Origin of the sequence: Helicobacter sp. (assembly GCF_022770205.1) — a bacterium.
Lineage (GTDB): Bacteria > Campylobacterota > Campylobacteria > Campylobacterales > Helicobacteraceae > Helicobacter_D.
The window spans coordinates 75,885-97,543 of record NZ_JALEIK010000019.1; the positions used below are offsets into that span (position 1 = coordinate 75,885).

23 protein-coding genes are annotated in these 21,659 nt (G+C 35.8%); 7 read left to right on the forward strand and 16 right to left on the reverse strand.

The genetic code is table 11. The annotated features are described in order from the left end of the window. Nucleotides 1-6 precede the first annotated feature (6 nt). Both MRZ19_RS04050 and MRZ19_RS04055 read left to right on the forward strand, forming a co-directional pair. Nucleotides 7-339 (forward strand): class I SAM-dependent methyltransferase, encoded by a 333-nt coding sequence (locus MRZ19_RS04050; RefSeq protein ID WP_291030594.1) that lies wholly within the window; start codon nucleotides 7-9, stop codon nucleotides 337-339. After that, nucleotides 323-769, forward strand: a complete 447-nt coding sequence (locus tag MRZ19_RS04055) for a hypothetical protein (protein WP_291030596.1) — start codon at nucleotides 323-325, stop codon at nucleotides 767-769. The genes MRZ19_RS04050 and MRZ19_RS04055 overlap by 17 nt, the downstream gene beginning before the upstream one ends. On the opposite strand, the gene MRZ19_RS04060 is transcribed toward MRZ19_RS04055, so the two are convergent. The 9 genes from MRZ19_RS04060 to argF all read right to left on the reverse strand — a co-directional run bounded on the left by MRZ19_RS04060 (nucleotide 759) and on the right by argF (nucleotide 10,429). Beyond that, a complete protein-coding gene (locus MRZ19_RS04060) occupies nucleotides 759-1,292 on the reverse strand; it encodes a phosphatidylglycerophosphatase A (protein ID WP_291030598.1) in 534 nt (177 codons plus the stop codon). The genes MRZ19_RS04055 and MRZ19_RS04060 overlap by 11 nt on opposite strands. 9 nt (nucleotides 1,293-1,301) lie before the next feature. Further along, nucleotides 1,302-2,537 (reverse strand): sulfate adenylyltransferase, encoded by a 1,236-nt coding sequence (locus MRZ19_RS04065; RefSeq protein WP_291030600.1) that lies wholly within the window; start codon nucleotides 2,535-2,537, stop codon nucleotides 1,302-1,304. Further along, complete coding sequence (locus MRZ19_RS04070) at nucleotides 2,515-3,408, reverse strand: response regulator (protein WP_291030602.1); 894 nt, start codon at nucleotides 3,406-3,408, stop codon at nucleotides 2,515-2,517. Before MRZ19_RS04070 ends, MRZ19_RS04065 begins: the two co-directional genes overlap by 23 nt. 12 nt (nucleotides 3,409-3,420) lie before the next feature. Continuing rightward, nucleotides 3,421-4,620, reverse strand: coding sequence for a bifunctional 2-C-methyl-D-erythritol 4-phosphate cytidylyltransferase/2-C-methyl-D-erythritol 2,4-cyclodiphosphate synthase (locus MRZ19_RS04075; RefSeq protein WP_291030604.1), 1,200 nt, complete (start codon nucleotides 4,618-4,620; stop codon nucleotides 3,421-3,423). Nucleotides 4,621-4,702: 82 nt separating this feature from the next. Continuing rightward, complete coding sequence (locus MRZ19_RS04080; protein ID WP_291030606.1) at nucleotides 4,703-6,358, reverse strand: methyl-accepting chemotaxis protein; 1,656 nt, start codon at nucleotides 6,356-6,358, stop codon at nucleotides 4,703-4,705. Nucleotides 6,359-6,428: 70 nt separating this feature from the next. Further along, entirely contained in the window at nucleotides 6,429-7,736 is a 1,308-nt protein-coding gene (locus MRZ19_RS04085) for a (Fe-S)-binding protein (RefSeq protein ID WP_291030607.1), read from the reverse strand. Between the two features lie 9 nt (nucleotides 7,737-7,745). Further along, complete coding sequence (gene hemN, locus MRZ19_RS04090) at nucleotides 7,746-9,107, reverse strand: oxygen-independent coproporphyrinogen III oxidase (protein WP_291030896.1); 1,362 nt, start codon at nucleotides 9,105-9,107, stop codon at nucleotides 7,746-7,748. A gap of 21 nt (nucleotides 9,108-9,128) precedes the next feature. Next, a complete protein-coding gene (locus MRZ19_RS04095) occupies nucleotides 9,129-9,530 on the reverse strand; it encodes a DUF2603 domain-containing protein (protein ID WP_291030609.1) in 402 nt (133 codons plus the stop codon). After that, a complete protein-coding gene (gene argF / locus MRZ19_RS04100) occupies nucleotides 9,509-10,429 on the reverse strand; it encodes an ornithine carbamoyltransferase (RefSeq protein ID WP_291030611.1) in 921 nt (306 codons plus the stop codon). Before argF ends, MRZ19_RS04095 begins: the two co-directional genes overlap by 22 nt. An 81-nt stretch (nucleotides 10,430-10,510) precedes the next feature. On the opposite strand from argF, the gene hypA reads away from it, so the two are divergent. Next, on the forward strand, nucleotides 10,511-10,855 hold the full coding sequence (gene hypA / locus MRZ19_RS04105; protein ID WP_291030613.1) for a hydrogenase/urease nickel incorporation protein HypA: 345 nt from the start codon (nucleotides 10,511-10,513) through the stop codon (nucleotides 10,853-10,855). A gap of 66 nt (nucleotides 10,856-10,921) precedes the next feature. On the opposite strand, the gene MRZ19_RS04110 is transcribed toward hypA, so the two are convergent. From MRZ19_RS04110 to glmU, 7 genes are read right to left on the reverse strand one after another with little or no spacing between them, the layout of a single operon-like run. Continuing rightward, the gene (locus MRZ19_RS04110; protein WP_291030615.1) at nucleotides 10,922-11,416 is read right to left on the reverse strand and encodes a chemotaxis protein CheW; all 495 of its coding nucleotides are present in this window, start codon (nucleotides 11,414-11,416) and stop codon (nucleotides 10,922-10,924) included. Next, nucleotides 11,416-13,809, reverse strand: coding sequence for a chemotaxis protein CheW (locus MRZ19_RS04115; protein ID WP_291030617.1), 2,394 nt, complete (start codon nucleotides 13,807-13,809; stop codon nucleotides 11,416-11,418). The genes MRZ19_RS04110 and MRZ19_RS04115 overlap by 1 nt, the downstream gene beginning before the upstream one ends. A gap of 23 nt (nucleotides 13,810-13,832) precedes the next feature. Continuing rightward, complete coding sequence (locus MRZ19_RS04120; RefSeq protein ID WP_291030897.1) at nucleotides 13,833-14,744, reverse strand: chemotaxis protein CheV; 912 nt, start codon at nucleotides 14,742-14,744, stop codon at nucleotides 13,833-13,835. A gap of 49 nt (nucleotides 14,745-14,793) precedes the next feature. Then, entirely contained in the window at nucleotides 14,794-15,543 is a 750-nt protein-coding gene (locus tag MRZ19_RS04125) for a metallophosphoesterase (protein WP_291030899.1), read from the reverse strand. After that, complete coding sequence (argC, locus tag MRZ19_RS04130) at nucleotides 15,533-16,543, reverse strand: N-acetyl-gamma-glutamyl-phosphate reductase (RefSeq protein WP_291030619.1); 1,011 nt, start codon at nucleotides 16,541-16,543, stop codon at nucleotides 15,533-15,535. Before argC ends, MRZ19_RS04125 begins: the two co-directional genes overlap by 11 nt. 18 nt (nucleotides 16,544-16,561) lie before the next feature. Beyond that, nucleotides 16,562-16,759, reverse strand: a complete 198-nt coding sequence (gene thiS / locus MRZ19_RS04135; RefSeq protein WP_291030621.1) for a sulfur carrier protein ThiS — start codon at nucleotides 16,757-16,759, stop codon at nucleotides 16,562-16,564. A 31-nt stretch (nucleotides 16,760-16,790) separates the two neighbouring features. Further along, a complete protein-coding gene (glmU, locus tag MRZ19_RS04140; protein WP_291030623.1) occupies nucleotides 16,791-18,098 on the reverse strand; it encodes a bifunctional UDP-N-acetylglucosamine diphosphorylase/glucosamine-1-phosphate N-acetyltransferase GlmU in 1,308 nt (435 codons plus the stop codon). A gap of 104 nt (nucleotides 18,099-18,202) precedes the next feature. Between glmU and MRZ19_RS04145 the strand changes: the two genes are divergently transcribed. From MRZ19_RS04145 to trmA, 4 genes are read left to right on the forward strand one after another with little or no spacing between them, the layout of a single operon-like run. After that, complete coding sequence (locus MRZ19_RS04145) at nucleotides 18,203-18,967, forward strand: MotA/TolQ/ExbB proton channel family protein (protein WP_291030625.1); 765 nt, start codon at nucleotides 18,203-18,205, stop codon at nucleotides 18,965-18,967. A gap of 3 nt (nucleotides 18,968-18,970) precedes the next feature. Then, complete coding sequence (locus tag MRZ19_RS04150) at nucleotides 18,971-19,804, forward strand: OmpA family protein (protein ID WP_291030627.1); 834 nt, start codon at nucleotides 18,971-18,973, stop codon at nucleotides 19,802-19,804. Beyond that, nucleotides 19,805-20,545, forward strand: coding sequence for a flagellar type III secretion system pore protein FliP (gene fliP / locus MRZ19_RS04155; RefSeq protein WP_291030629.1), 741 nt, complete (start codon nucleotides 19,805-19,807; stop codon nucleotides 20,543-20,545). It abuts the gene before it with no gap. A gap of 2 nt (nucleotides 20,546-20,547) precedes the next feature. Next, the gene (gene trmA / locus MRZ19_RS04160; RefSeq protein ID WP_291030631.1) at nucleotides 20,548-21,651 is read left to right on the forward strand and encodes a tRNA (uridine(54)-C5)-methyltransferase TrmA; all 1,104 of its coding nucleotides are present in this window, start codon (nucleotides 20,548-20,550) and stop codon (nucleotides 21,649-21,651) included. The last annotated feature ends 8 nt before the right edge of the window (nucleotides 21,652-21,659 follow it).

Sequence of the window (21,659 nt, forward strand, 5' to 3'; positions counted from 1 at the left end):
CTAGGAATGAAAAAAGAAACAATAGAATCTATCTACAACGCAGATTTTTATAAACAACAAGCGCAATTAAGCTATCAATCAGCAACCTTTATACTAGAGTATTTAAAAGGTGTTTTACCTAATCTTAAAAGCGTGATTGATGTAGGTTGTGGTGTTGGGACTTGGCTAAAAGCGTGGAAGGATTTAAACCCTAAGATTCAAATTGCAGGGATTGATGGGAATAGTGTAGATGAAAAATACTATTGGATTCCACTTAGCTCTTATGCTGAAGTTAATCTTACGCAACCTTGTGCAAATCTTCTAAAACAAATTACTTCACATTTTGCCCCCCCCCAATAATATTAGCATAATTGAAGGAATTAAGCCATTTACTCTTGCGCAATCCTTAGAAGTTGCTGAACATATTGATATGCTTTATGCGGAAAATTTTATTGATTTATTAACGAGCTTAAGCGATATTGTTTTATTTTCTGCTGCGATTCCCTTTCAACCCGGAACGCACCATATAAATTGCCAACCACCACAATATTGGGCAGATAAGTTTCTAGCAAGAGGTTATGATTGCTATGATATTTTGCGTCCTAAGTTTTGGTGTGATGAAAGAATTGCGTGGTGGTATTGGCAGAATAGCTTTTTGTATGTGCATAAAAGGGTAAAATTAAAAGGCTTAAAGAAAGAAAATGTCGCACAAGCAAAACATTATGTAGCCCCACAAATGCTAAATGGCTATATTTCCTATATCCAAAATGAGCTTAACACTAGAAGCTAAACTCTAAAATCGGCGTTAGGGATTCTACCTTTTGCATTGCTCCTATGATGATAAGCCCTAAAAGCCCTGCGAAAAATCCAGCAAGCAAATCATCTCCCATTACACCTAAACCACCTTTAACTTTTTTATCAATTTTTCCGATTACAGAAGGCTTCCAAATATCAAAGATTCTAAATAAAACATAAGACAAAAAAAGCCCAAAAAGACTATGCCCAATCATTGCAATACTAATCCAAACGCCAGCTAGCTCATCAATTACAATTTGCTTGCAATCGTGTGGTAAGCCTTGTTGTTCGTAAGCATTAATGGTTTTAATCGCAATAGCAGCAATCAAAAGTGCGCTAAGAAGTAGTGTGCTAGGTGCAATGTAGTAGCTAATCAAAAACCCTAAGGGCAATGCTACAAGCGCACCAATGCTTCCGGGAGCAATGGGGGATAATCCGCTAAAAAATAAGGTTAAAAACATTTTTTGCAAAAAATCTTTTGTGCTAGAGAAGGTTTTAAAAAAATTATCAGATTGCATTTTGGATTCCTATTTTAGCGAGTGAGTTTGATAAAGATCAATAAGCTTTAAGTAAAAATCTTCATCGTCTTGCTCTTCAATCATTCCATTGTTTGCAAACATTGCTCCAAATTGCTTTAAAAGCGGATAAAAGCGTTTAGGATAGAGATAGCTTAAAATCTTAGCAGAAACTTCTTTGCGCATAAGAATTGTTGGTGGAATCAATCCAGCTTGTAAGATTTCTTGCAAAAAGCCAGAATGGTAATGGATATGGTGATGGTTGCCGTGCGGACAGGTTTTAAGGCTTACAATCGTATTGCATTGGCTACAATACACAAACTCGTGTAAGAGTTTCACATTAATTTTAATGTCTTTTATTGTATCAAAGATGGAATAAATTTTTTGTTTATCGTAATAAATAGTCAAGTTGGGGTAGTTTTCACCAATAACGATTCTATCACAACCTAAATTTTGGGCTAGAATTGCATCAAGAATAATGCCCTGCGCTCCTGCAAAAAGATAAATATCATCTAATGGAAAAATCAAAATACGATTTGTTGGCAGATAGTTATCAATCACATTTTGCAGGCAGGTTTTGCGAATGTGAAAATCTAGCAATCCTTCATTTTGATGGCGTAAAAGGATAAGCACAAGCAAATCACTTTCATCTAAAACAAAGCGAAAAATACGCTCATGGATGCGCGTTACAGGGGAGGCGTCTAATACCATTGCCGTAGCACTTTCAGCTTGGAGATTTTTTTTGGTATGCAGGATTGTTTGTTTGCTGATGTGTCGCATAAAGTCAAATTGTGCATTTTCTAAAAATAAACGATATACACCACAGACTGCGTAATTTCCTAAACGGCGATAAATGTCTTGGGCTTTTTGTGAGTAAATATCCCCGCTCATAATCTTAAAGAGGCGTTGTTTTTTATTAATTTTAAAGACGGAATCCACAATGAGTTCTCCGCACACATTGCCTTCACACACAAGCGTAAGAGTGCTTCCTTTTTCTGCGTTTTTCAATATGGCAGCATTGCGTTTTCCAGAAGGTGCTAAAATGAAAGAAAAGGGAAAGCTTTGCCCTTTATAAAGCCCTGTTGCATCTACTTCTTGCATTTCTTCTTTATCCATTAGATGTGATACGGGTGCTAATAGCCCTTCTTGGCATAAAAGCAGAGCAAAAACAGCTTCCTTATCTACAAATAAGGCATTTGTGAACGCTTTAACCTTTTTTTGGGAATTATTTCTTTTTTGTGATTCCATATTTTTTTCTTTTCTCCCATAAACTTTTGCGAGACATTCCTAAGCGTTTGCTAAGCTCAGTATCTGGGTAGCGATCTTCAAACTTTAAAATCATTGTTTTAATGTATTCATCAACGCTTATCACATCATCTTGGAATCCGTATGCAATTTCTTTGATGTTAATTTCAAAAATGTTTTTAAAGCCACTGACATCGCCACCTAAGCAAGAAAGCATTACGGGAATATTTTTTAACGCTTTAACGCACTCTTCTTTCTCTTCTTTAGGCAATGTTTCAAAGCCTACAACATAGGTAAGTTGTGTTTTTGGAGCGTTTTTTAGGATTCCTTTGTAATGTGTTGCATCCTTATAAAGTGAGATAAAATTAATGGTAAATTTTTTATGAATGGCATAATTAACAACACACATATCAATGGCTTTTTGTGAAACGCTTTTAATAATAAGCGGGAATGAAACTTTGGTGTTAATCGTGTATGCGGGCATTAAAAGAGAATTGCAAAAATAATCTCGGTAGAAAGTGATTTCTTTTTGCAGTTGGTAAAATTCAATGTAGTGGTCAATTTTACGGATTAATTCATCCATCATAAAAGGCTTAACAATATAATCGCTAGTTCCCGATTTTAAGGGATTTGTAACGGTATCATCATTGATATAAGGAATCATCATAATAATAATGGAAGATTTAAATTTTTCAATGACAGGATAGAAGTTTTGTCCGGGAATATTAGAAGAGAGCAGAATAATATCCATACTTTCAAATTTCAGTGCTTCATCAATGCTTGAAACAATCTCGCAAACAAAACCAAATTGACTAAGTTTTGTTGTAATACTCTGTGCTAGATAGATTTCATTTTCAATGATTAAAATTTTCATAAATTCCCTTTATCATAATAAGTTTTTCCAATTAAAATATTCAAGCGCAACATTTGCTTGCACAAAGACTCCTTCTTCTCTCCCTACAAAACCTAGTTTTTCCGTAGTGGTAGCCTTGACATTGACTTTAAATTTTGGGATTCCAAGCAATTGTGCGATTTGCGATTCCATAGCATTTTTAAAAGGTGAGAGTTTTGGTTTTTGGGCAAAAATTGTAACATCGGCTTGTTTAAGAGAGTAGCCAACACTATAAACAAAATCCACAACTTTTTCCAATAACTTTTTAGAATCCGCTCCTTTGTAATTAGAATCGCTATCTGGAAACCATTCGCCAATATCTCCTGCCCCAATTGCACCTAAAATTGCATCACATAAGGCGTGTAAACATACATCACCATCACTATGTGCAAGGAGCTTGTAAGGGCAAGCAATAGGGATTCCTCCTAAAACAATGCCATCTCCGCTTGTAAGTGCGTGGATATCACCACCCATACCAACTAAAGTTTGATTGCTAGGGTAGGGGAGTTTGAAATATTCTAAATCTTGTAAAAAGGTTAGTTTTCTAGCAGTTTGTTCACCCTTTACAAAACCAATATTTCCACCAATAGCATAAATACCGCTACTTTCATCAGTAAAATCTCCTTGCTTGAAGGCTTTTTTTAACATAGATAGCCTACTAAGCTGTGGAGTTTGGATAATTTTTAAATGCTCTCTTTTTAAGTATTCCAAGACAGAATCATCATAAGCAATGGTGTCTTGGATATTTAAATAAGGCACAACACAATCGTATGCATCAATTTTTTGTAAAATTCTAGTGCTTAAAAGCGCAGGAATGTTGCAGCGTGCAACATCGCTAACAAAAACAAATTCTATTGTAGAATCTAAAGTGTCAATGGCATTTTTTAAGGATTCTTGGCGTGTTGTTCCACCACGAGATAATTTAAAATGCAAATTAAAAGAATCTAAATATTTTTGCATATAAGGAATCTCAAACTCTGTGGCACTTAAAACAGAATCACAAAAGGGATAAACAGCTTGCAATTCTTTTGCTACTTTTAGCCAAAGTGGAATCTCTCCTATGCGTATCCATTGCTTTTTGGGCAATTTTGTAACGGCGTTTTGGTTAAGATGATTTTGTGTTGAATCTTGTATGGAGTCCTTAAAACGCCTGCTTTCACCAGCAGCTAGTAAGATTAAAGCAATTTTAGACAAAAACCTTCCTTGAAAAAAATTGCGGAATTATACATTTTTAAAGTTTTAGAATCCCTTTTATTTGCTATGGATTCTAAAAAGATTAGATTTTAAAGAAACTAATATGTTGCTTTAGAACATCTGCAAGATTTTTTAGAGATTGTGCCGCATCTGCGGTATGGGTTATTGATTCCGCTGTTGCTTTGGAATCTTTAGCCATACTATCAAATTCAGCAACAAGATGTTCCATATTCCTTGCTTGTTCATCTGTTGCTTTTGTAACTTCTTTTGCTTTATTTAAAGAATCTGTTGCTTGCGCATTGATTTGATCTAAAATTTCACTTGCTTCATTGGCGAGTTGCATACCATTTTCTACTTGTGGGACAGCGTTTTGGATAGCTTCAACAGCAGTTTGTGTTTCGCTTTGGATGATTTCAATCATTTTTGAAATTTCAGAAGTAGCAACACCTGTGCGTTCTGCTAGTTTTCTAATTTCATCAGAAACAACAGCAAATCCGCGTCCAGCTTCTCCTGCTCTTGCTGCTTCAATGGCAGCATTAAGAGCTAAGAGATTTGTTTGGTCTGTGATTTCTTTGATGAGTTCTGCGCTTCCGCTAATGTCTTGTGAATTTTTTTGTAGCATACGGATATGCTCAGAAGATGAAGTAACAGTTGTTGTAACCTTCTTTATAGCAGTTATTGTGATTTGCATCGCTTCTCTACCTTTGGTAGAGAGTTCTGTTGTGTAGCCAGAATTTTCTTCGGTTTGTTTAGCAATATTAGAAATGCCATTAACAGCTCCAACGATTTCTTTGATATGCGCAACAATTTGTGCCACAGAACCTTCTGCATTTTCTGCTCTATTGTGTGAGGCAATCTTAAATTCTTCAGAGATGTGAGCAAGTTCATTGGAACGCATATTAAGTTCTTCTGAAGAGTGAATGACTTCTTTAACGATGATGCGTAATTTTTCTTGCATTTCTGCAAGAGATGCAAGCATACTTTCTTTAAATTTTGTTTTAATAGGCGCATTTAAATTCCCGTTTGCAATGTTGGAAACCATTTTGATAACTCTTTTTGGTTCATCACCAAGCGAGGAGACAATAAGGAATGTGGTATAAACAGATGCACCAATGGCGACTAAAAAAGCAATGAAAGATAGCCAAAGCGTGATGTTTAAATAAGATTTAATTTCTTCTCTTGCATAGTCGGCTAAAATATGATTTTTTTCCTCTTGATGAAAAATGAAGGCATTAATGATTCCTAACCACTCTTGAAAAGCATCGCGCGCTTGATTAATAAGGAGTGCATTTGCTCCTTCTAAATCACCTTGTGCTCTTTTATTTAAAATTTCTGCAATAAGAGGCATTGTTTTTGCCTCTGTTGCTTTAATTTGTTCTAAAATTTCTTTACCTTCGGCATCAAACTTTGCAGGATCTTGAAAAATAACATCCATCTTAGCAGCAGAATCTTTATAAAAATCCTCTAATTGCTTAATAAGCAGAAGTGTTGTTTCAATCTCATTAATATCCTTTAAGATAAGAATATCACGCACAGCAATTGCTCTATCGTGCACACTCCCCATAAAATTAACCGCATAATGCTGCTTGACATCATTAACATCATCAATGAGGGTTATGGCTTCGTGGACAGAGTTGATTTTATAATATCCAATGGCTGCAATAATCACGATAAGCGATAAAATAACCCCAAACCCTACAATAAGCTGAGCTTTTAAAGACAAGTTTCTACCTGGCATACTATCTCCTTTTTAAAAGCAATTTTGGCGGGTAATAGAATAAGCTAACAAAATTTTCCTTAAGTAGAGATTATTTATGGCTGCGTATCACTTTTGCAATCAGTTCTAAGGGATGGGAAAAAGGAATCTTTATTTCTTCTTGGTGCAATGCGTTGCTAAGTTGCATACGGCAAGCACTGCATTCAGCGGCTACGAAATTTGCATTTGTTTTTGCAATCATTTTTGCCTTTTTGCTCCCAACTTTTTGTGCGAGCTCAAAGCGTTCAGTTTGCATAGTTACTCCGCCAAAACCACAGCAAGCATTGGAATCTTCCATTTCAATGAGTTGATAATTTTGTGCTAAAAGATTGCGTGGTTCTTTGTAGATTCCAAGCACTTTTCTTGCGTGGCAGGGATCGTGGTAAGTGATACTCTCCGTCTTTGGGGAATTCCCTTGCAATGAAGCTAGATATTCTATGAGTTGCGTTTGCGATTCTAAATATTGTGTTGCCATATAGATTTTTGGTAAGAGCTTCTTGATTCTCTCTTGCATTAAGGAATCCTTTTGCATAAAGCGTTCCCAATCCTCTAAAACCATTGCTGCACAAGTGGCTTCTGGGATTAAAATCGCATCAACTTCCTCAATAAAACTTTCAAAATACTCTACATTGTGGCGAATGAGCGTATCAACGCTTTCAAAATCTCCTGTAAAATACGCAGGAGCAGCGCAACATTTTTGTCCCTTAGCAAGTTTTGCGTCAATGCCAAGTTTTTCTAAAATCAAAAGCAAGGATTCACCAATTCCCTTGTAATTATAATTGCCTAAACAACCAATAAAAATTGCAACTTTTTTAGATTTTTTTGGAGTAGATTCTTTATTGAAGTGTAACTCTTCACAATGGGAGTTTAAAAAGCTCGTATTTGCCATTGCGCCAAAAATTCTATTTCCTATTATTGGGAGTTTGAAGCGGGGGATAATGGAGTTACCATCGTTTGTTTTTTTGAACAATAAAGGAGTGAAAATAGCACCTAACTTAAAGCTAATATCCATTATTTTACGATGCTTTAAAAGATAGAAAAAAGCACGCTTAAACCAAGCGATTCCATATTTTTGGGCGATTTCATAGCGGATGTTTTCAATAAGGGTATCTGTTGGCAGGGAGTTTGGGCAAACGCTTACGCAAGTTGTGCATAAAAAGCAGGTTTCAAAGATATTTTTTGCGTTTTTATCTAGTGGAATCTCATTGCGTTGGTAAGCACCTAGTAAGTCAATAAAACCCCTAGGCGAAGTTGCTTCATCGCCATTAATACTAAAAATGGTGCAATCTGGCAAGCATTTACCACATTTCACACAAGCATCACTTGTTTTGAGATAATTATAATCTTGAAAATGTGCCATTTGCGCCCTTTAAATTGTTTTGCTAAAAATTTTTTGATTTGCACCTAAACGCTTTAAATACGCATCAAAAGGCATTGTGATGTTACGGATTAGCAAAGCTCCTGTTTGGCTAACTATGATTCCGTCTTTATTGATATGAATAAGCCCTGCATACTCTAGAGGTTTTAACGCTTCAAGTGCATCGGCAAAATACTTCATAAAATTAATCTTAAATTGTGCTTCAATTGTGCGGAAATCCAATTTAAAATTACTCATTAGTTGCATAATAATGGTTTTTCTTAAAATATCATCTGCGCTAAGTTTAATACCTTTGTGGAAGGGAAGGATTCCTTTATCAATTGCATTTTGATATTCTGGTAATGTCTTAAAATTTTGCGCATAATAATTGCTACCTTCTCCGATAGAAGTAAGCCCAATTCCAATAGTTTGCGTGCCACCTTTAGTGCTGTAACCTTGAAAATTGCGACGCAACTGCCCTTTTTGAATGGATTTAAAAAGTTCATCATCAGGCTTTGCAAAATGGTCCATTCCAATCATTTTGTAACCTTTATTTTGTAAAAATTGAATGCTAAATTCTAAAATTTTAAGTTTTTCATCTGGTGTTGGAAGTGTGGTTTCATCAATTTTGCGCATTGTTTTTTTAAGCCAAGGCACATGCGCATAATTAAAAATTGCAAAGCGATCGGGATTGAGTTTGAGTGCTAACTCTAATGTATTTTTAAAAGTTTGAAGATTTTGAAAGGGAAGTCCATAGATTAAATCAAAATTAATTGAATGGATTCCAAAGTTTCGTGCAAGATTAATAGAATCTTGCACAAGGGAGAAGGGCTGGATTCTGTGAATGGCTTGCTGCACATTGGCATCAAAATCTTGGATTCCAAAGCTTAAACGATTAAATCCACCATTTTTTAAAGTTTGCATTTGATGGACGGAGAAAAAACGCGGATCAATCTCACAGGCAATTTCTGCATCCTTTGCAAAGTTAGGAAAAGTTTCTTTTAAAAGAAAAATCAGCATTTCAAGCTCATTTGCATCAAAAAAAGTAGGAGTTCCTCCGCCAAAATGGAGCTGATACACAGGCTTTTGTGTGTCCATTACTTTTTTTAGGAGTGCAAGCTCTTTTTTGAGATATTCTAAATAAAGAGTTTTATTTTCCTCTTTGCTTGTGTAAATAACATTGCAGCCACAAAAATAACAGGCACTGCGACAAAAGGGTAAATGCACATAAAGAGAGAGTGGATTAGAGTCTGCTTTTAAATCCTGCAAATAGGAATCCAAAGTGTAATTTTCATTAAATTCTATTGCAGTTGGGTAGCTTGTATAACGCGGTCCGGGCTTTGAATAAGTTGCAAACTTTTTAAAATCTATCATTGACATTGGAGATCCTAAGGTTTATTTTGGTGCATCAAGTCGTTCTAAAAAATCAAGAAATAGATAAGGATAACGCTTTTTTAGATGCTTTACTACTGCCTTTGGCTCTTTTTTATAATCTCTGACTTCCTTTAGTGCAACGCACCACACATCATCAAAATCCACAGGCATATTTTTATAGATTTCTTGTTCAAGCTTAAAGAGATATTTATCGCTTTCAAGGTTTTTTAGCTCACGCATAAGAGAATGCATCACCTTTTTGGGAATGAGATAGAATTCTTGAGCATTGCTATCTACTAAGGAGTAGATTCCATTTTCTTTAAGTGTGGAAGCATAACTGAGCGATTCCATATTTTTGTGATTTAACACTTCCTTAATTGTCTTGTAGTTTTCTTTTGCTTCTAGCGGTTTTGGTGTAGCCAAACCATTACTCCTTTTTGTGTGTGTAAGCGATTTTCCGCTTCTTGAAAAATTTTGCTTTGATGGGATTCTAAAACTTCTTCACTGACTTCTTCTCCGCGATATGCTGGCAAGCAGTGCAAAAAAATTGCATCTTTTTTTGCAAGTCGCATTAGTGCATTGTCTATGTAGTAGCTTTTAAAGGCTTCTTCTCTTGCTTTCTTTTGACTTTCTTGTCCCATAGAAGTCCAAGTGTCTGTTGCCACAACATCAGCACCCATAATGGCTGCTTTGGGGTCTTCTCCTATGATGATTTTAGCACCAGAAATGTTAATGAACTCTTGTGCCTTTTGAAAAATTTTAGGGGAGATTGCATAGTTTTTTGGGGAAGCGATGCGCAATTCAAAGCCTAATTTTGCAGCAAGCATCAGCCAAGAATGTGCCATATTATTTCCATCGCCAATATAGGCAACTATTGGATTATTATCTTTGCCGCATTCTTGCATCGTTAGATAATCTGCGAGCAATTGCATAGGATGAAAATCATCGCTTAATCCATTAATGACAGGCACACTAGAATAGTGAGCAAACTCTTCTAGGCGATCGTGCCCGTGTGTGCGCATCATAATTAAATCCACCATTGATGAGAGCACTCTAGCTGTATCCTTTATAGGTTCTCCGCGTCCAAGCTGTGTATCATTATTGGAAAGAAAAATGCCTTGCCCACCCAACTGATAGATTCCAGTTTCAAAGCTTATGCGTGTTCTTGTAGAGCTTTTTTCAAAAATCATTCCAAGTGTTTGGTTAGCAAGAAGAGCACTATATTTTTTAGATTTAACTTCATTTTTTAGCGTTTTGGCAATCTCTATAATCTCTAAAATTTCTTCTTTGCTAAAATCAGCTAAAGTCAAAAAATGTCGCATTAATAAACCTTGTAGCGCAGGATTAAATTCTATACAAAATAAAACTTGTATAATACAATATTTTTTTAAAAAAGGGTTAAAATGCACGAATTTTCTATTGTTTCTTCTCTCTTGGAATCTTGTGAAGAAATTGCTAAAGAAAACAAAGCAGATAAGATTCTTGTGGTATATGTGGAGATTGGAGAGCGGAGCGGAGTAAATCCTGTATTATTGCAGAGTGCTTTTAGTGCGTTTAAAGTAGGAAGTAAATGTGAGGAAGCAGAGCTTAAGATTACTTATAAAAAAGTAGGGCTAACTTGTAAAAATTGTGGAATTATAAGCGAAGTGAATGAGGTTAATTATACGGAATGCCCAAAATGTAAAAGTCAAAATGTATTTATTTCTAGTGGAAATGAAATGCTGCTTTTACGCCTAGAAATGGAATAAAGTTGGAATCTAAACTTAGGATTCCAACTTTTTAGACTTAAGCAACATAAAGATTGCTTAAATCAACTAAAATGTGCGCTTTAGTAATTCTTCTGGATGCAAGATAGTAATGAGTCTATCATCTCTTTTTCCCACACCATAGATAAGATTTTCATCTTGATGCGTAATTGTTTCAGGCGTTGGATCAATATCGGATTCTTTGATTCTAACCGCTTCTGTTAAGCGATCAATAATAAAACCTGCACGCTCCTCTTGATTTCTAATGACAATATAGCGCGTATCTTCAGTTGGCTTTTCATAAGGCAAACCAAATTTTAAACGCAAGTTAATCAATGGCACAACCCAACCTCTCATATTGAATACGCCTAAGACATAATCTGGCACTCCCGGAACTCTTGTGTATTCTAAAGGCTTAATAATTTCCTGAATACTAAGGATTGGCACAGCAAACTCTTCAGTCCCAACCACAAAGGCAACAAGCTGGATAATATTCTCGGTTTCTGCAGCGGGCTTTTTTTGTTCTTGTTGTTTTTGTAAAACATCTTTTAGTTGATTACTCATTATTCTGTTACCTCCATTGTTAGGTTAATATTGCGTTTAACAACATTCATTAAATATTCTGGAGAATAAGGTTTTGTGATGTATTCTGTCATTCCAGATTCTACACCACGCATTCTATCTGTTTTGCTAGTTCTGCTTGTTACAGCAATCAGTGGTAAGTTTTTAAATTTTGCATATTTTCTAATCTCACCAGCTAATGTATAACCATCCATTTTTGGCATTTCAATGTCAATAAGAATCGCATCAAAACTATTATCGCTGTTTTTAACAATATCAAGAGCTTCTACGCCATTTACTGCTTCTGAAATGGAGATTCCAAGAGGTTTTAACGATTTCTTCATAATGCTACGATCAGTCATAGAATCATCAACAATTAAGACTTTATAATCACTTGGGGAACTCTTTTCTTTCTTATTCTCACTTTCTTGTTTAAGCTTATTAATGCTCACCTTTACATTTTTAGCCATTTGCATCATTGCGGCAATATCTACAATTAAAGTTACTCTACCATCACCACGGATTGTAGCCCCAGCAATCCCTTCTGTTCCTTTAAGATAAGAACCAAGTGATTTAATAACGACTTCTTCTTGTCCAATTAGGAAATCAACAATTACACCGATTTTATTTTCTGCAAGCCCAATAACAACAACATAAGCTTGCTCAGAGTTATCAAACACGGAATCTACACCAAAAATATCCGCCAAGCGCACGAGAGGTAAGACTTCGTTTCTTAAACGCAACACGCTTTTATTCTCAACAGTGTAAATTTCATCCTGTGAAATTCTAACCGTTTCAATAACAGAAGCAAGCGGGATTGCATAATATTCTTCTTGCACACCAACAAGTAGAGATTGAATGATTGCAAGCGTTAATGGAATCTTTAATTTAAGCGTTGTTCCTTTGCCCAACTCACTATCTACATCAATGATTCCGTTTAATTTTTCAATATTTGTTTTAACAACATCCATTCCAACACCACGACCGCTAACATTTGTTACAATTTTAGCTGTTGAAAAACCTGCTTTAAAGACTAATGAATAGGCTTCTTTATCCGTCATTGCGTCAGCTTCTCTCTCGCTAATAAGCCCCTTTTCTACTGCCTTAGATTTAAGCACTTCAGGATCCATTCCGTGTCCATCATCTTTGATTTCTACTACAATATGATTCCCTTCATTGTATGCCTTTAAATGAACAGTCCCTTGCTCACTTTTGCCAGCAGCGATTCTATCTTCTTTGGATTCAATGCCGTGATCGCACGCATTTCTAATCAAATGCACAAGAGGATCACCAATCTCTTCAACAATTGATTTATCAAGCTCCGTTTCTTCCCCAGTGATAATTAAGTCAATGTTTTTTCCTAACTCTCTTGATAAATCACGCACCATTCTTGGAAATTTATTAAACACTCTACCAATAGGCAGCATTCTTGTTTTCATAACTGCAAGCTGAATATCTGTGGTTACCATTGAAACAGAAGCAACAACTTGATTGAGCTCTTCTAGGAATTTTTCCCCTTCATAGCGTTCTTCTACATCGTTATAGATTTTAATCAAACGATTTTTACCTAAAACCAATTCTCCAATAAGATTCATTAAACTATCAAGTCTTTTAACATCAACACGAATTGTTTGTTCAACTGCTGTTGCTGGAGTTTTGTTGTCGTCATTGCTAGCACGAGGGGCTGCTTTTGGAGATGCGCTTTCTGCTTTTGGAGCTGGTTTAGGCGTAACAGGCTTTGAAGGAGCAGCTTCTTTAGGTGTGCTTGGAGCTGCATCAGCAGAAATTTCACTGGGGGCTTGAATGTCTTCAAGTTCTCCTCTAGCGCGTTTTGCTTCGCGCTTTTGTTTATCCTCTTCTTGGCGTTTATTAAGCAAGCGTTCAATTTCTTTTTCCACTTCTTCTGGGGACATACTTGCATAATCTAATTCAGGCTCTTCTTCTGGCAGTGAGGTTTCTGCGGAAGCATTTTCAGCAGGAGGCACTGCGTTTGCGGATTCCCCTCTTGAGATTGCATCTAAGCGTTGAATTGTATTATCAATATCGCCCTCTAATCCTGTATTGCCATCAGTCCCTGTATCTCTAATTGCATTGAGTAATTTTTTCATATAATCAATGGATTCCAAAACAACATCCATAATGTCCGGAGTGATAGTTAATTCTCCGTGTCTTGCTTTATTTAAAACATCTTCCATATGGTGTGTTAATTTTGTAAGCACAGAAAAATTGAGGAATGAACCCGAACCTTTAATTGTGTGTGCGACTCTAAAGATTCTGTTTAATAAATCTAAATCATCGGGATGATTTTCTAGTTCAACCAAATCTTGGTCTAGCTGTTCAATCATTTCAAACGCTTCAATGAGAAAATCTTCTAGTATTTCTTGCATTTCATCCATAATATACCCTTTCCTTAAAAATTTTAATGAGTTTGAGTGTTGTATTTATTCATAATTCTTGAAACTTCATCGTGAAATTTGTTGCCATCAAATTTAACAAGATAAGATTCCGCTCCTGCTTCACGCCCGCGATTCTCACTAAATTTATCGCTAATGGATGAGCTGAAAATAATAGGAACTTTAGAAAACCTTGGATCTTCTTTTGCTTTTGCGGCAAAATGGAATCCATCCATTTGTGGCATTTCAATATCTGAAATAATAATTTTTAGAGTTTTTGTAAGATCATCACCATAAGCTTCATAAAGTTTTTCAAGTTTTCTTAAGCCAGCTTCTCCATTATTTGCTTCTGTAACATCAAAGCCCATTTTCTCTAAAAATTCTTTTATAATCTTTCTAGCAATAGCACTATCATCTAGTACAAGTGCAAGCCCGCTAAATCTATTATAAGTTCTTTCGGAGTCAATTTCTGGTTGATAAAATCCTAATTCTTGCACAATGCTCTCTAAATCGAGAATCAATAAAACTTGATCACCTTCAATTCTAGTTACACCAGTAATTTTATTTTTATCCATCGCTGTATCAGCAGAGGAGCTAAAATGTGCAGGTTCAATGTCTTTCCAATTGATACGACGGATACGCTTTGCCTCGTGAACAATAAAACCTATCATAATGTTATTAAATTCTGCAATAATCACACGCGGTTTAATTTTTTTATTCTTTGGAATTTCTACATGCATCCATTTTGCAAGATTAATAACAGGAATAACAACACCGCGTAAATCAAAAATTCCCTCTATGTAGTCTGGAACACCTGGCAATTCTGTAAGGTCGGGTAGGCGTATGATTTCATTCACTTTAGCAACATTAATACCATAAACTCCTTCATACTGCTTGCCTTTTTCAAGTTTGTGGATTCTAAAATCCACCAACTCCATTTCATTGGTTCCTACTTTTAGAGTATCATTTTTTTCGAAGCTCGACACCTTAAGACTCCTTTAGCGTTAAACAATTGTCTGCGCATTTTACAATAAAATATTTTTTTTTACAAGCAAAGAAGGGCAACCCGATGTAATTAATGTCTTGATTTTTTGTGTAATTCCCTTGATGAAAATGTCCTTCAATGATATAAGAGTTACTTGGAATAGACATTTTTTTGAGATATTTTTTAATGCGCATTTGTACAAATTGTGTGAAATTTTGGGGAGTGTAGGGATTATTTTTCTTTTTAATGTTTTTGCTTTGTAAAAAGCGTATGATTTTAGGATACAAAATATTTGCAAAAAGATTTAGAAAAATGATAAAAGATTGGTTTCTGATAATTTTTGAAAAAAATTTATAGTGCCAGCTTAAAAACACATCTCCGTGCGCAAGGTAAGCGTTTTGATTATTCAATCGACACAAAACAGGCTGTGCGTTTAAGGGGAAATAATGAATGTTCTTAAAATACGGAATCGTTTTTAGCAAAAAATCGTGATTGCCTTCTAGGTAATAGATTGTGTGTTTTAAAGACAATTCTTCTATAAGCTCTAGGGTGCGCTGATTATCCTTAATGCTTTGCAAAATTGGTCCAATAAGAAAATCAAAAATATCGCCCATTAGGAAAATTTGGCGTTTTTTGGATTTTAAGAGCTCAGTAAAGATGGAATCCAAAGTGTTTTGATAAAGGCTATTATGATGAGAGTCGGCGATAAAAATTGCGCCTTCTTCTATGGTAATTGGTAAATTATGGCACATACGCAATTTGTGGTAATCCTAAGTTTTCATCTAACCCAAACATTAAATTCGCATTTGCAATAGCTTGAGAGCTTGCACCGCGCAAGAGATTATCAATGCTAGAAGTGATGAATAAATCCTCTCCATCTGCCTTAGCATAAATATCACAAAAATGCGTCCCCGTAACATTTTTAATTTGTGCGCAACTCTCACGGATTCTAATAAAAGGCTCATTTTTGTAACGCTCGCATAAAATTTCAAGCGGATCAATTTGTTCTTTTAAACGCGCATAAATAGAAACCAACATACCCCGTGTTAAAGGAATTAGATGCGGAACAAAGAGTGTTTTTAGCTGAACTTTAGCAATTTTTTGAAGCTGTTCATTGATTTCTGGGGAGTGGCGGTGGTTAATGGGTGAATAGGCAAAAAGATTCTCATTAATTGTTACAAAATGCGAGGTTTGTGCAAGCTTTTTTCCTGCACCACTTACACCACTTTTTGCATCAATATAAACGCTCTGTGTGTTATTAAGATATTTTGCAAAAGGAAGGAGTGCAAGTAAGGTTGCTGTGGGGTAGCAGCCGGGGTTTGCAACAAGATTTGTTTGACTAATGCTTAGGCGGTTGTATTCTGGAAGCCCATAAACAGCCTTTTGGAGATTTTCTTTATCGCTGTGTGGGCAATAATATTGCTCGTATTGTTTTAGGCTTAGGCGATAATCTGCGGATAAATCCACAACTTTAATATTTTTATTGAGTAAAGTTTTTGCGTATTCCATTGCTTGTTGGTGGGGCAAGGCAAGAAAAACAAGCTCGCATTCTTGTGTGATTTTGTCTATATTCACTTCTTGGATAGGAAGTTTAACGACATTTTTTAAGCTAGGGTGTAAGCTTACAATGTCCTGATGGTTTTCGCTTGCATAGACACCAGCTAGCGTAAAATGTTGATGCGTGAGTAAAAGTTTCACTAACTCTAAGCCCGTATAACCACTCACTCCGATGATTGCAGTTTTAATATACATAACTTTCCTTTTTGCGCTTCAACCACCACCCATAAAAGTCAAACACTCAATCGTGTCATTTTCTTTTATCGTATAAGATTGCCATTTTTCTTGCTTAATAATTTCCGTATTTACAGCCACTGCTATGCTTTTTTGCTCAATAGCATATTCCACTAAAAGTTCTAAGATGTTTTTGGATTCCGTATTTATGAGATTTCCATTGAGTTGAATTTGCATTATCTTCCACCTTTTGAAAAAGTTTGTTATTTTATGTTTTTTTGTTGAAAAATTTATAAAAAAATCCTTCTTTAAGAATCTCTTTTCCACAAGTGATAAACAACTCTCCTTTTTTTAGATTCCGTCTTATTGTGCTTCCAGCACCAATTAAACAATCATCTTCTATTGTAATGGGGGCAACTGCTTGGGAGTCGCTACCAATAAACACATTTTTGCCAATTTTTGTTTGATGTTTATTTTTGCCATCATAATTACAAGTGATAAACCCAGCCCCAATGTTAGTGCCACTTTCAATTTCACTATCACCGATATAGCTTAAATGCCCCACTTTTACACCATTGAGTGTGGATTTTTTCACTTCTACAAAATTTCCAATATGCGAATTTTTAAGCACACTTTGTGGGCGTAAATGCGCTAAAGGTCCTACATCACTATTTGCAACAATGCTAGATTCTATTACGCTGTGCGCTTTAATGTAAGAATTTGTAATTTTAGAATCCCCACAAATGCTCACACCATTTTCTACGACGCACTCACCGCTAAACTCCACACCTTCCTCTATATATATAGTTTTTGGAAGGCGCATAATCACGCCCTGTTTTAGCCAAAATTCTTTAATGCGCTTGCTTAAAATCTCTTCAGCATTTGCTAAATCTAGCTTGTCATTAACGCCTTTAAAGTTTTCAAGCTTCACAAAAAGCGGAATGATTTTAATATTATCTTGACGCGCAAGAGAGATAATATCAGTTAAATAATATTCTTTTTGTGCATTATTGTTAGTAAGCTTTGGAATATAGGAATCTAAAATGTGAGTTTTAAAGCAATAAACTCCTGCATTTAAGGTGCTAAGGGCTAGGGTTTTAGAGTCTGCATCTTTTTCTTCTATGATTGCTTGAACTTCATCTTTGCTCATCACAACACGCCCATATCCACTAACATTTGGTAAATCTAGCACACTCATAATAATGTCTGCATCCTTATACAAAAACTGCTTAAGCTCATTTGCTTGGATTAATGGCATATCTCCATTTAACACAAGGACTTTTTCATATTTTGGGCAGTAGGTTTTTAGCGCACCGCCGGTTCCAGGGAAGTTTTGTGTATCTTGGATTGCAAAGCGGATTTTATTGCCAAAGTATTCCTGCATTTTGGCTTGGATTTTTTCATTTTCAAAGCCTAAAACCACACACACATCATCGCTCAAAAGCAAGGATTCTTTAATGCTATAATAGAGCATTTCCCTGCCACAAATCCTATGCAATACTTTTGGGATGCTAGATTGCATTCTTGTTCCCTTGCCAGCAGCTAAAATTACGATTGATAGGGTGTTGTTTTGCATTACGATTCCATTTTAAAATAAATTTAATCTGATTTTAACACAATAAAGTTTAGAATTCGCACATTTTTTAAGTTTATTTAGAATGTAGATTATTGGAGAAAAGTATGGATTTAGGAACAGTTGTAGGGATGTCATTATCTCTTATTTTGCTTGGAACTGCGATGATGTTGGGGGTAGGGATTGGTCCTTATTTCGACATTCCTTCCATTTTAATTACAGTGGGTGGCTCTATTACAAGCTTGTTAATTGGTTACAAAATGGAGAGTATGAAAAAGGCATTTGCTTTTTTCATGATTGCTTTTAAGCCACAAACTTTTGATGTTCCAGCACTGATTAAAAAGCTTGTGGATTATTCTACACAAGCGAGGCGTGATGGGATTTTATCACTAGAGCAACAATCCAATCAAGAAGAAAATGAGTTTTTAAAGCGCGGGTTAAATATGGCAATTGATGGTGCTGAACCTGATAGCATTCGCGATTTATTAGAAACGGATATGGATAGGACATTAGATCGCCATAAGTCAAATGCCGGCATTTTTGACACTTGGGCAGCATATGCGGGGGCATATGGAATGCTTGGAACATTAATTGGTTTAGTTGCAATGCTTTTAAATATGTCCGATCCTGCTTCTATTGGTCCTGCAATGGCAGTTGCGCTTCTTACAACTTTCTATGGTTCTTTTATTGGAAATATTGTGGGTTCTCCTATTGCAAACATTTTGATGGTTCGCGCTAATGATGAAGCATTAGTAAAGCTTCTTATTATTGAAGGGATTATGTCCATTCAATCCGGCGATAATCCACGCGCGCTTGAAGCGAAATTGCTAACTTTCTTACCGCCAAATCAACGCGTTAGCCAATTTGAGTAGAAAATGGCAAAACGCTGTCCTCCTTGTGATTGCCCTAATGTCCTGCCACTTTGGATAGGGACTTATGGGGATATGGTTACGCTTATTCTTACTTTCTTTATTCTGCTTTTGTCAATGGTTACCTTTGATGCAAAAAAGCTTACAGAAGCGGAATCTAGTTTAAAAGGTTCATTATCGCTACTTAGCGGTGGAATTAAAATTGAACCAGATAACACAAGAATCCAACAACAAGCAGATATTACCGTGGAGCCAGAGAGTGCTGAAGAAGTGCGCTTAATTGAAAGCACAATTTTAGACTTTAAGGAAAATATTAAAACTTCTTTAGGTCCTTCTAATATCATTGATGATGGAAGTGAAGGTTTTATTTTACGCTTTAATGGAAAATTACTCTTTGATGAGAATGAAACGGGACTTAATGATGCTGATGAAATGCTCTTTCTTAAACGGCTTGCATTAATTTTGCAAAAAATGCCTTCTAATTTGCACTTAGATGTGATTGGTTACACCGATAATCGCTCCATTGCTCCTACACCAAAATATAAAGATGACATTGGGCTAAGTGCGCTTAGAGCACTTGGGGTAGAGCGAGTGCTGCTAGAAAATGGTGTCAATCCAAAGAAAATGACAGCATTTGGTAATGGTGCAACAAATTTTGTTGTGCCAAACACTAGCGAAGAAAATCGTCAAAGAAATCGTCGCGTAGAGTTTAGATTCTATCCAGATGACAGACATTTGCAAAGAAGGCAAAGCATTTTAGAACAAATCATTGAAAAAAAAGAATTAGAAAATAACGAAGCAATAAGGCTAAGAGATGCCAATGTAGTAGGGATTCCTTAAGTGCTGCGTTTAGTTTTTGTTTTATGCTTTGGAGCTATTGCGCTTTTTGCAGCCCCTGAAACCCCTACGATTCCTACCATTGATTTAACCCTTAGTGCGCCCACAGAACCGGGAGATTTAGTTACTACATTAAATATCGTTGCGATTCTAACTTTACTTGTTTTAGCTCCGTCTTTGATTTTAATGGCAACAAGCTTCGCTAGGATTTTAATCGTTCTTTCTTTTTTGCGCACTGCAATGGGAACACAGCAATCCCCACCCACGCAACTTTTAGTTTCTTTTGCGTTAATTTTAACAATATTTATTATGGAGCCTGTGGCAAAAGAAGGTTATGAAAAAGGTATAAAACCCTATATTGCAAAAGAGATTCCTTATGATGAGGCGTTTTTGCTTGCTTCAGAACCTTTTAAGGATTTTATGATGCGTAACACACGCCCAAAGGATTTAGCTCTTTTTTATAGAATCCGCAACCTTGAAAACCCACAAACCGCACAAGATGTGCCTTTAAGCATTGCATTGCCTGCCTTTATTATTAGTGAGATGAAAACAGCCTTTCAAATTGGCTTTTTGCTCTACTTGCCTTTTTTAGTCATTGATATGGTCATTAGCTCCATTTTAATGGCAATGGGTATGATGATGCTACCACCCACAATGATTTCTCTGCCCTTTAAGATTCTAATTTTTATTTTAGTAGATGGTTTTAATCTCTTAACAATAAATCTAGTGCAAAGCTTTCGATAGCAATGGCGTTAGTTTGTGAATATTTGGGCAAATGTGGGGGTTGTGTTGGGGCGACATTGGAATCCAAAATTGCTTTTGCTTCTAGTCTTTTAAGCTTTAAAGATTTTGAAGTTTTTAAAAGTGAGCAATCGCATTTTAGAGGGCGTGCAGAGCTTGGAATCTACCACGATAATGGGGAGATTTTTTACACAATGCGCGGAGAAAAAGAACGCTTTGTGAAAATTAAAAATTGTCAAAACCTTTTGCCAAATATCCAAAAAACACTGCCCATTCTTTTAAAAATTTTTAACGCCAAAGAATTTGGTGCATTTAAAGAGCGTTTATTTAGCTTAGAGATTCTCGCAAGTCAAAATAACACCTTACTTTTAACGCTAATTTACCACAAAAAATTAGAAAAATCTTGGCTTTTAGACGCAGAAGTTTTAGCAACAAGGCTAAAAGAGTATTTAGGATTCCATTTTGAGATTGTAGGGCGTTCGCGTGGTGTGAAGTTAGTTTTAGGGAAGGATTATTTAACACAAACGCTAGAGATTTTAGGGAAGCGGTTTTATTATCGCTATAATGAAGGGGCTTTTAGTCAGCCAAATACTGCAATAAATGCGCAAATGATTGCTTGGGTTTTAAAGCATTTGAAGGGGGGCGGGGATTTGCTAGAAATGTATTGTGGCTGTGGAAACTTCACAATCCCTTTATCCTTTTGTTTTGATAAAATCCTAGCCACTGAAATTTCTAAAACTTCCATAAATGCGTTAAAATTTGCCTGTGAGAAAAATAAGATTCCAAATATTTTTTGCGTGCGATTAAGTGGGGCAGAGTGCATTGAAGCCTTAAATGGTATAAGAGAGTTTAATCGCCTAAGGCACATTGATTTAAGTGCGTTTAATTTTAGTAGCGTCTTTGTAGATCCTCCACGCTGTGGGCTTGGAGTGGAAGTGTGCGAGTTTTTAAAGCGTTTTAAACAAATCATTTATATTTCCTGTAATCCAATTACTTTAGGGAAAGATTTAGAGATTCTTAAAAAAACACATCATATTAGACACGCAGCATTTTTTGACCAGTTTCCCCATACAAAACATTTAGAATGCGGAGTAATTTTAGAGAAATAAGGAAAAGT

Excerpts from the sequence above, each read along its gene's own strand:
- MRZ19_RS04050 (WP_291030594.1), top strand. The coding sequence starts at position 7 with ATGAAAAAAGAAACAATAGAATCTATCTACAACGCAGATTTTTATAAA.
- MRZ19_RS04060 (WP_291030598.1), bottom strand. The coding sequence starts at position 1,292 with ATGCAATCTGATAATTTTTTTAAAACCTTCTCTAGCACAAAAGATTTT.
- MRZ19_RS04065 (WP_291030600.1), bottom strand. The coding sequence starts at position 2,537 with ATGGAATCACAAAAAAGAAATAATTCCCAAAAAAAGGTTAAAGCGTTC.
- MRZ19_RS04070 (WP_291030602.1), bottom strand. The coding sequence starts at position 3,408 with ATGAAAATTTTAATCATTGAAAATGAAATCTATCTAGCACAGAGTATT.
- MRZ19_RS04080 (WP_291030606.1), bottom strand. The coding sequence starts at position 6,358 with ATGCCAGGTAGAAACTTGTCTTTAAAAGCTCAGCTTATTGTAGGGTTT.
- MRZ19_RS04085 (WP_291030607.1), bottom strand. The coding sequence starts at position 7,736 with ATGGCACATTTTCAAGATTATAATTATCTCAAAACAAGTGATGCTTGT.
- hemN (WP_291030896.1), bottom strand. The coding sequence starts at position 9,107 with ATGATAGATTTTAAAAAGTTTGCAACTTATTCAAAGCCCGGACCGCGT.
- argF (WP_291030611.1), bottom strand. The coding sequence starts at position 10,429 with ATGCGACATTTTTTGACTTTAGCTGATTTTAGCAAAGAAGAAATTTTA.
- hypA (WP_291030613.1), top strand. The coding sequence starts at position 10,511 with ATGCACGAATTTTCTATTGTTTCTTCTCTCTTGGAATCTTGTGAAGAA.
- MRZ19_RS04110 (WP_291030615.1), bottom strand. The coding sequence starts at position 11,416 with ATGAGTAATCAACTAAAAGATGTTTTACAAAAACAACAAGAACAAAAA.
- MRZ19_RS04115 (WP_291030617.1), bottom strand. The coding sequence starts at position 13,809 with ATGGATGAAATGCAAGAAATACTAGAAGATTTTCTCATTGAAGCGTTT.
- MRZ19_RS04120 (WP_291030897.1), bottom strand. The coding sequence starts at position 14,744 with ATGGAGTTGGTGGATTTTAGAATCCACAAACTTGAAAAAGGCAAGCAG.
- MRZ19_RS04125 (WP_291030899.1), bottom strand. The coding sequence starts at position 15,543 with ATGTGCCATAATTTACCAATTACCATAGAAGAAGGCGCAATTTTTATC.
- argC (WP_291030619.1), bottom strand. The coding sequence starts at position 16,543 with ATGTATATTAAAACTGCAATCATCGGAGTGAGTGGTTATACGGGCTTA.
- thiS (WP_291030621.1), bottom strand. The coding sequence starts at position 16,759 with ATGCAAATTCAACTCAATGGAAATCTCATAAATACGGAATCCAAAAAC.
- glmU (WP_291030623.1), bottom strand. The coding sequence starts at position 18,098 with ATGCAAAACAACACCCTATCAATCGTAATTTTAGCTGCTGGCAAGGGA.
- MRZ19_RS04145 (WP_291030625.1), top strand. The coding sequence starts at position 18,203 with ATGGATTTAGGAACAGTTGTAGGGATGTCATTATCTCTTATTTTGCTT.
- MRZ19_RS04150 (WP_291030627.1), top strand. The coding sequence starts at position 18,971 with ATGGCAAAACGCTGTCCTCCTTGTGATTGCCCTAATGTCCTGCCACTT.
- trmA (WP_291030631.1), top strand. The coding sequence starts at position 20,548 with ATGGCGTTAGTTTGTGAATATTTGGGCAAATGTGGGGGTTGTGTTGGG.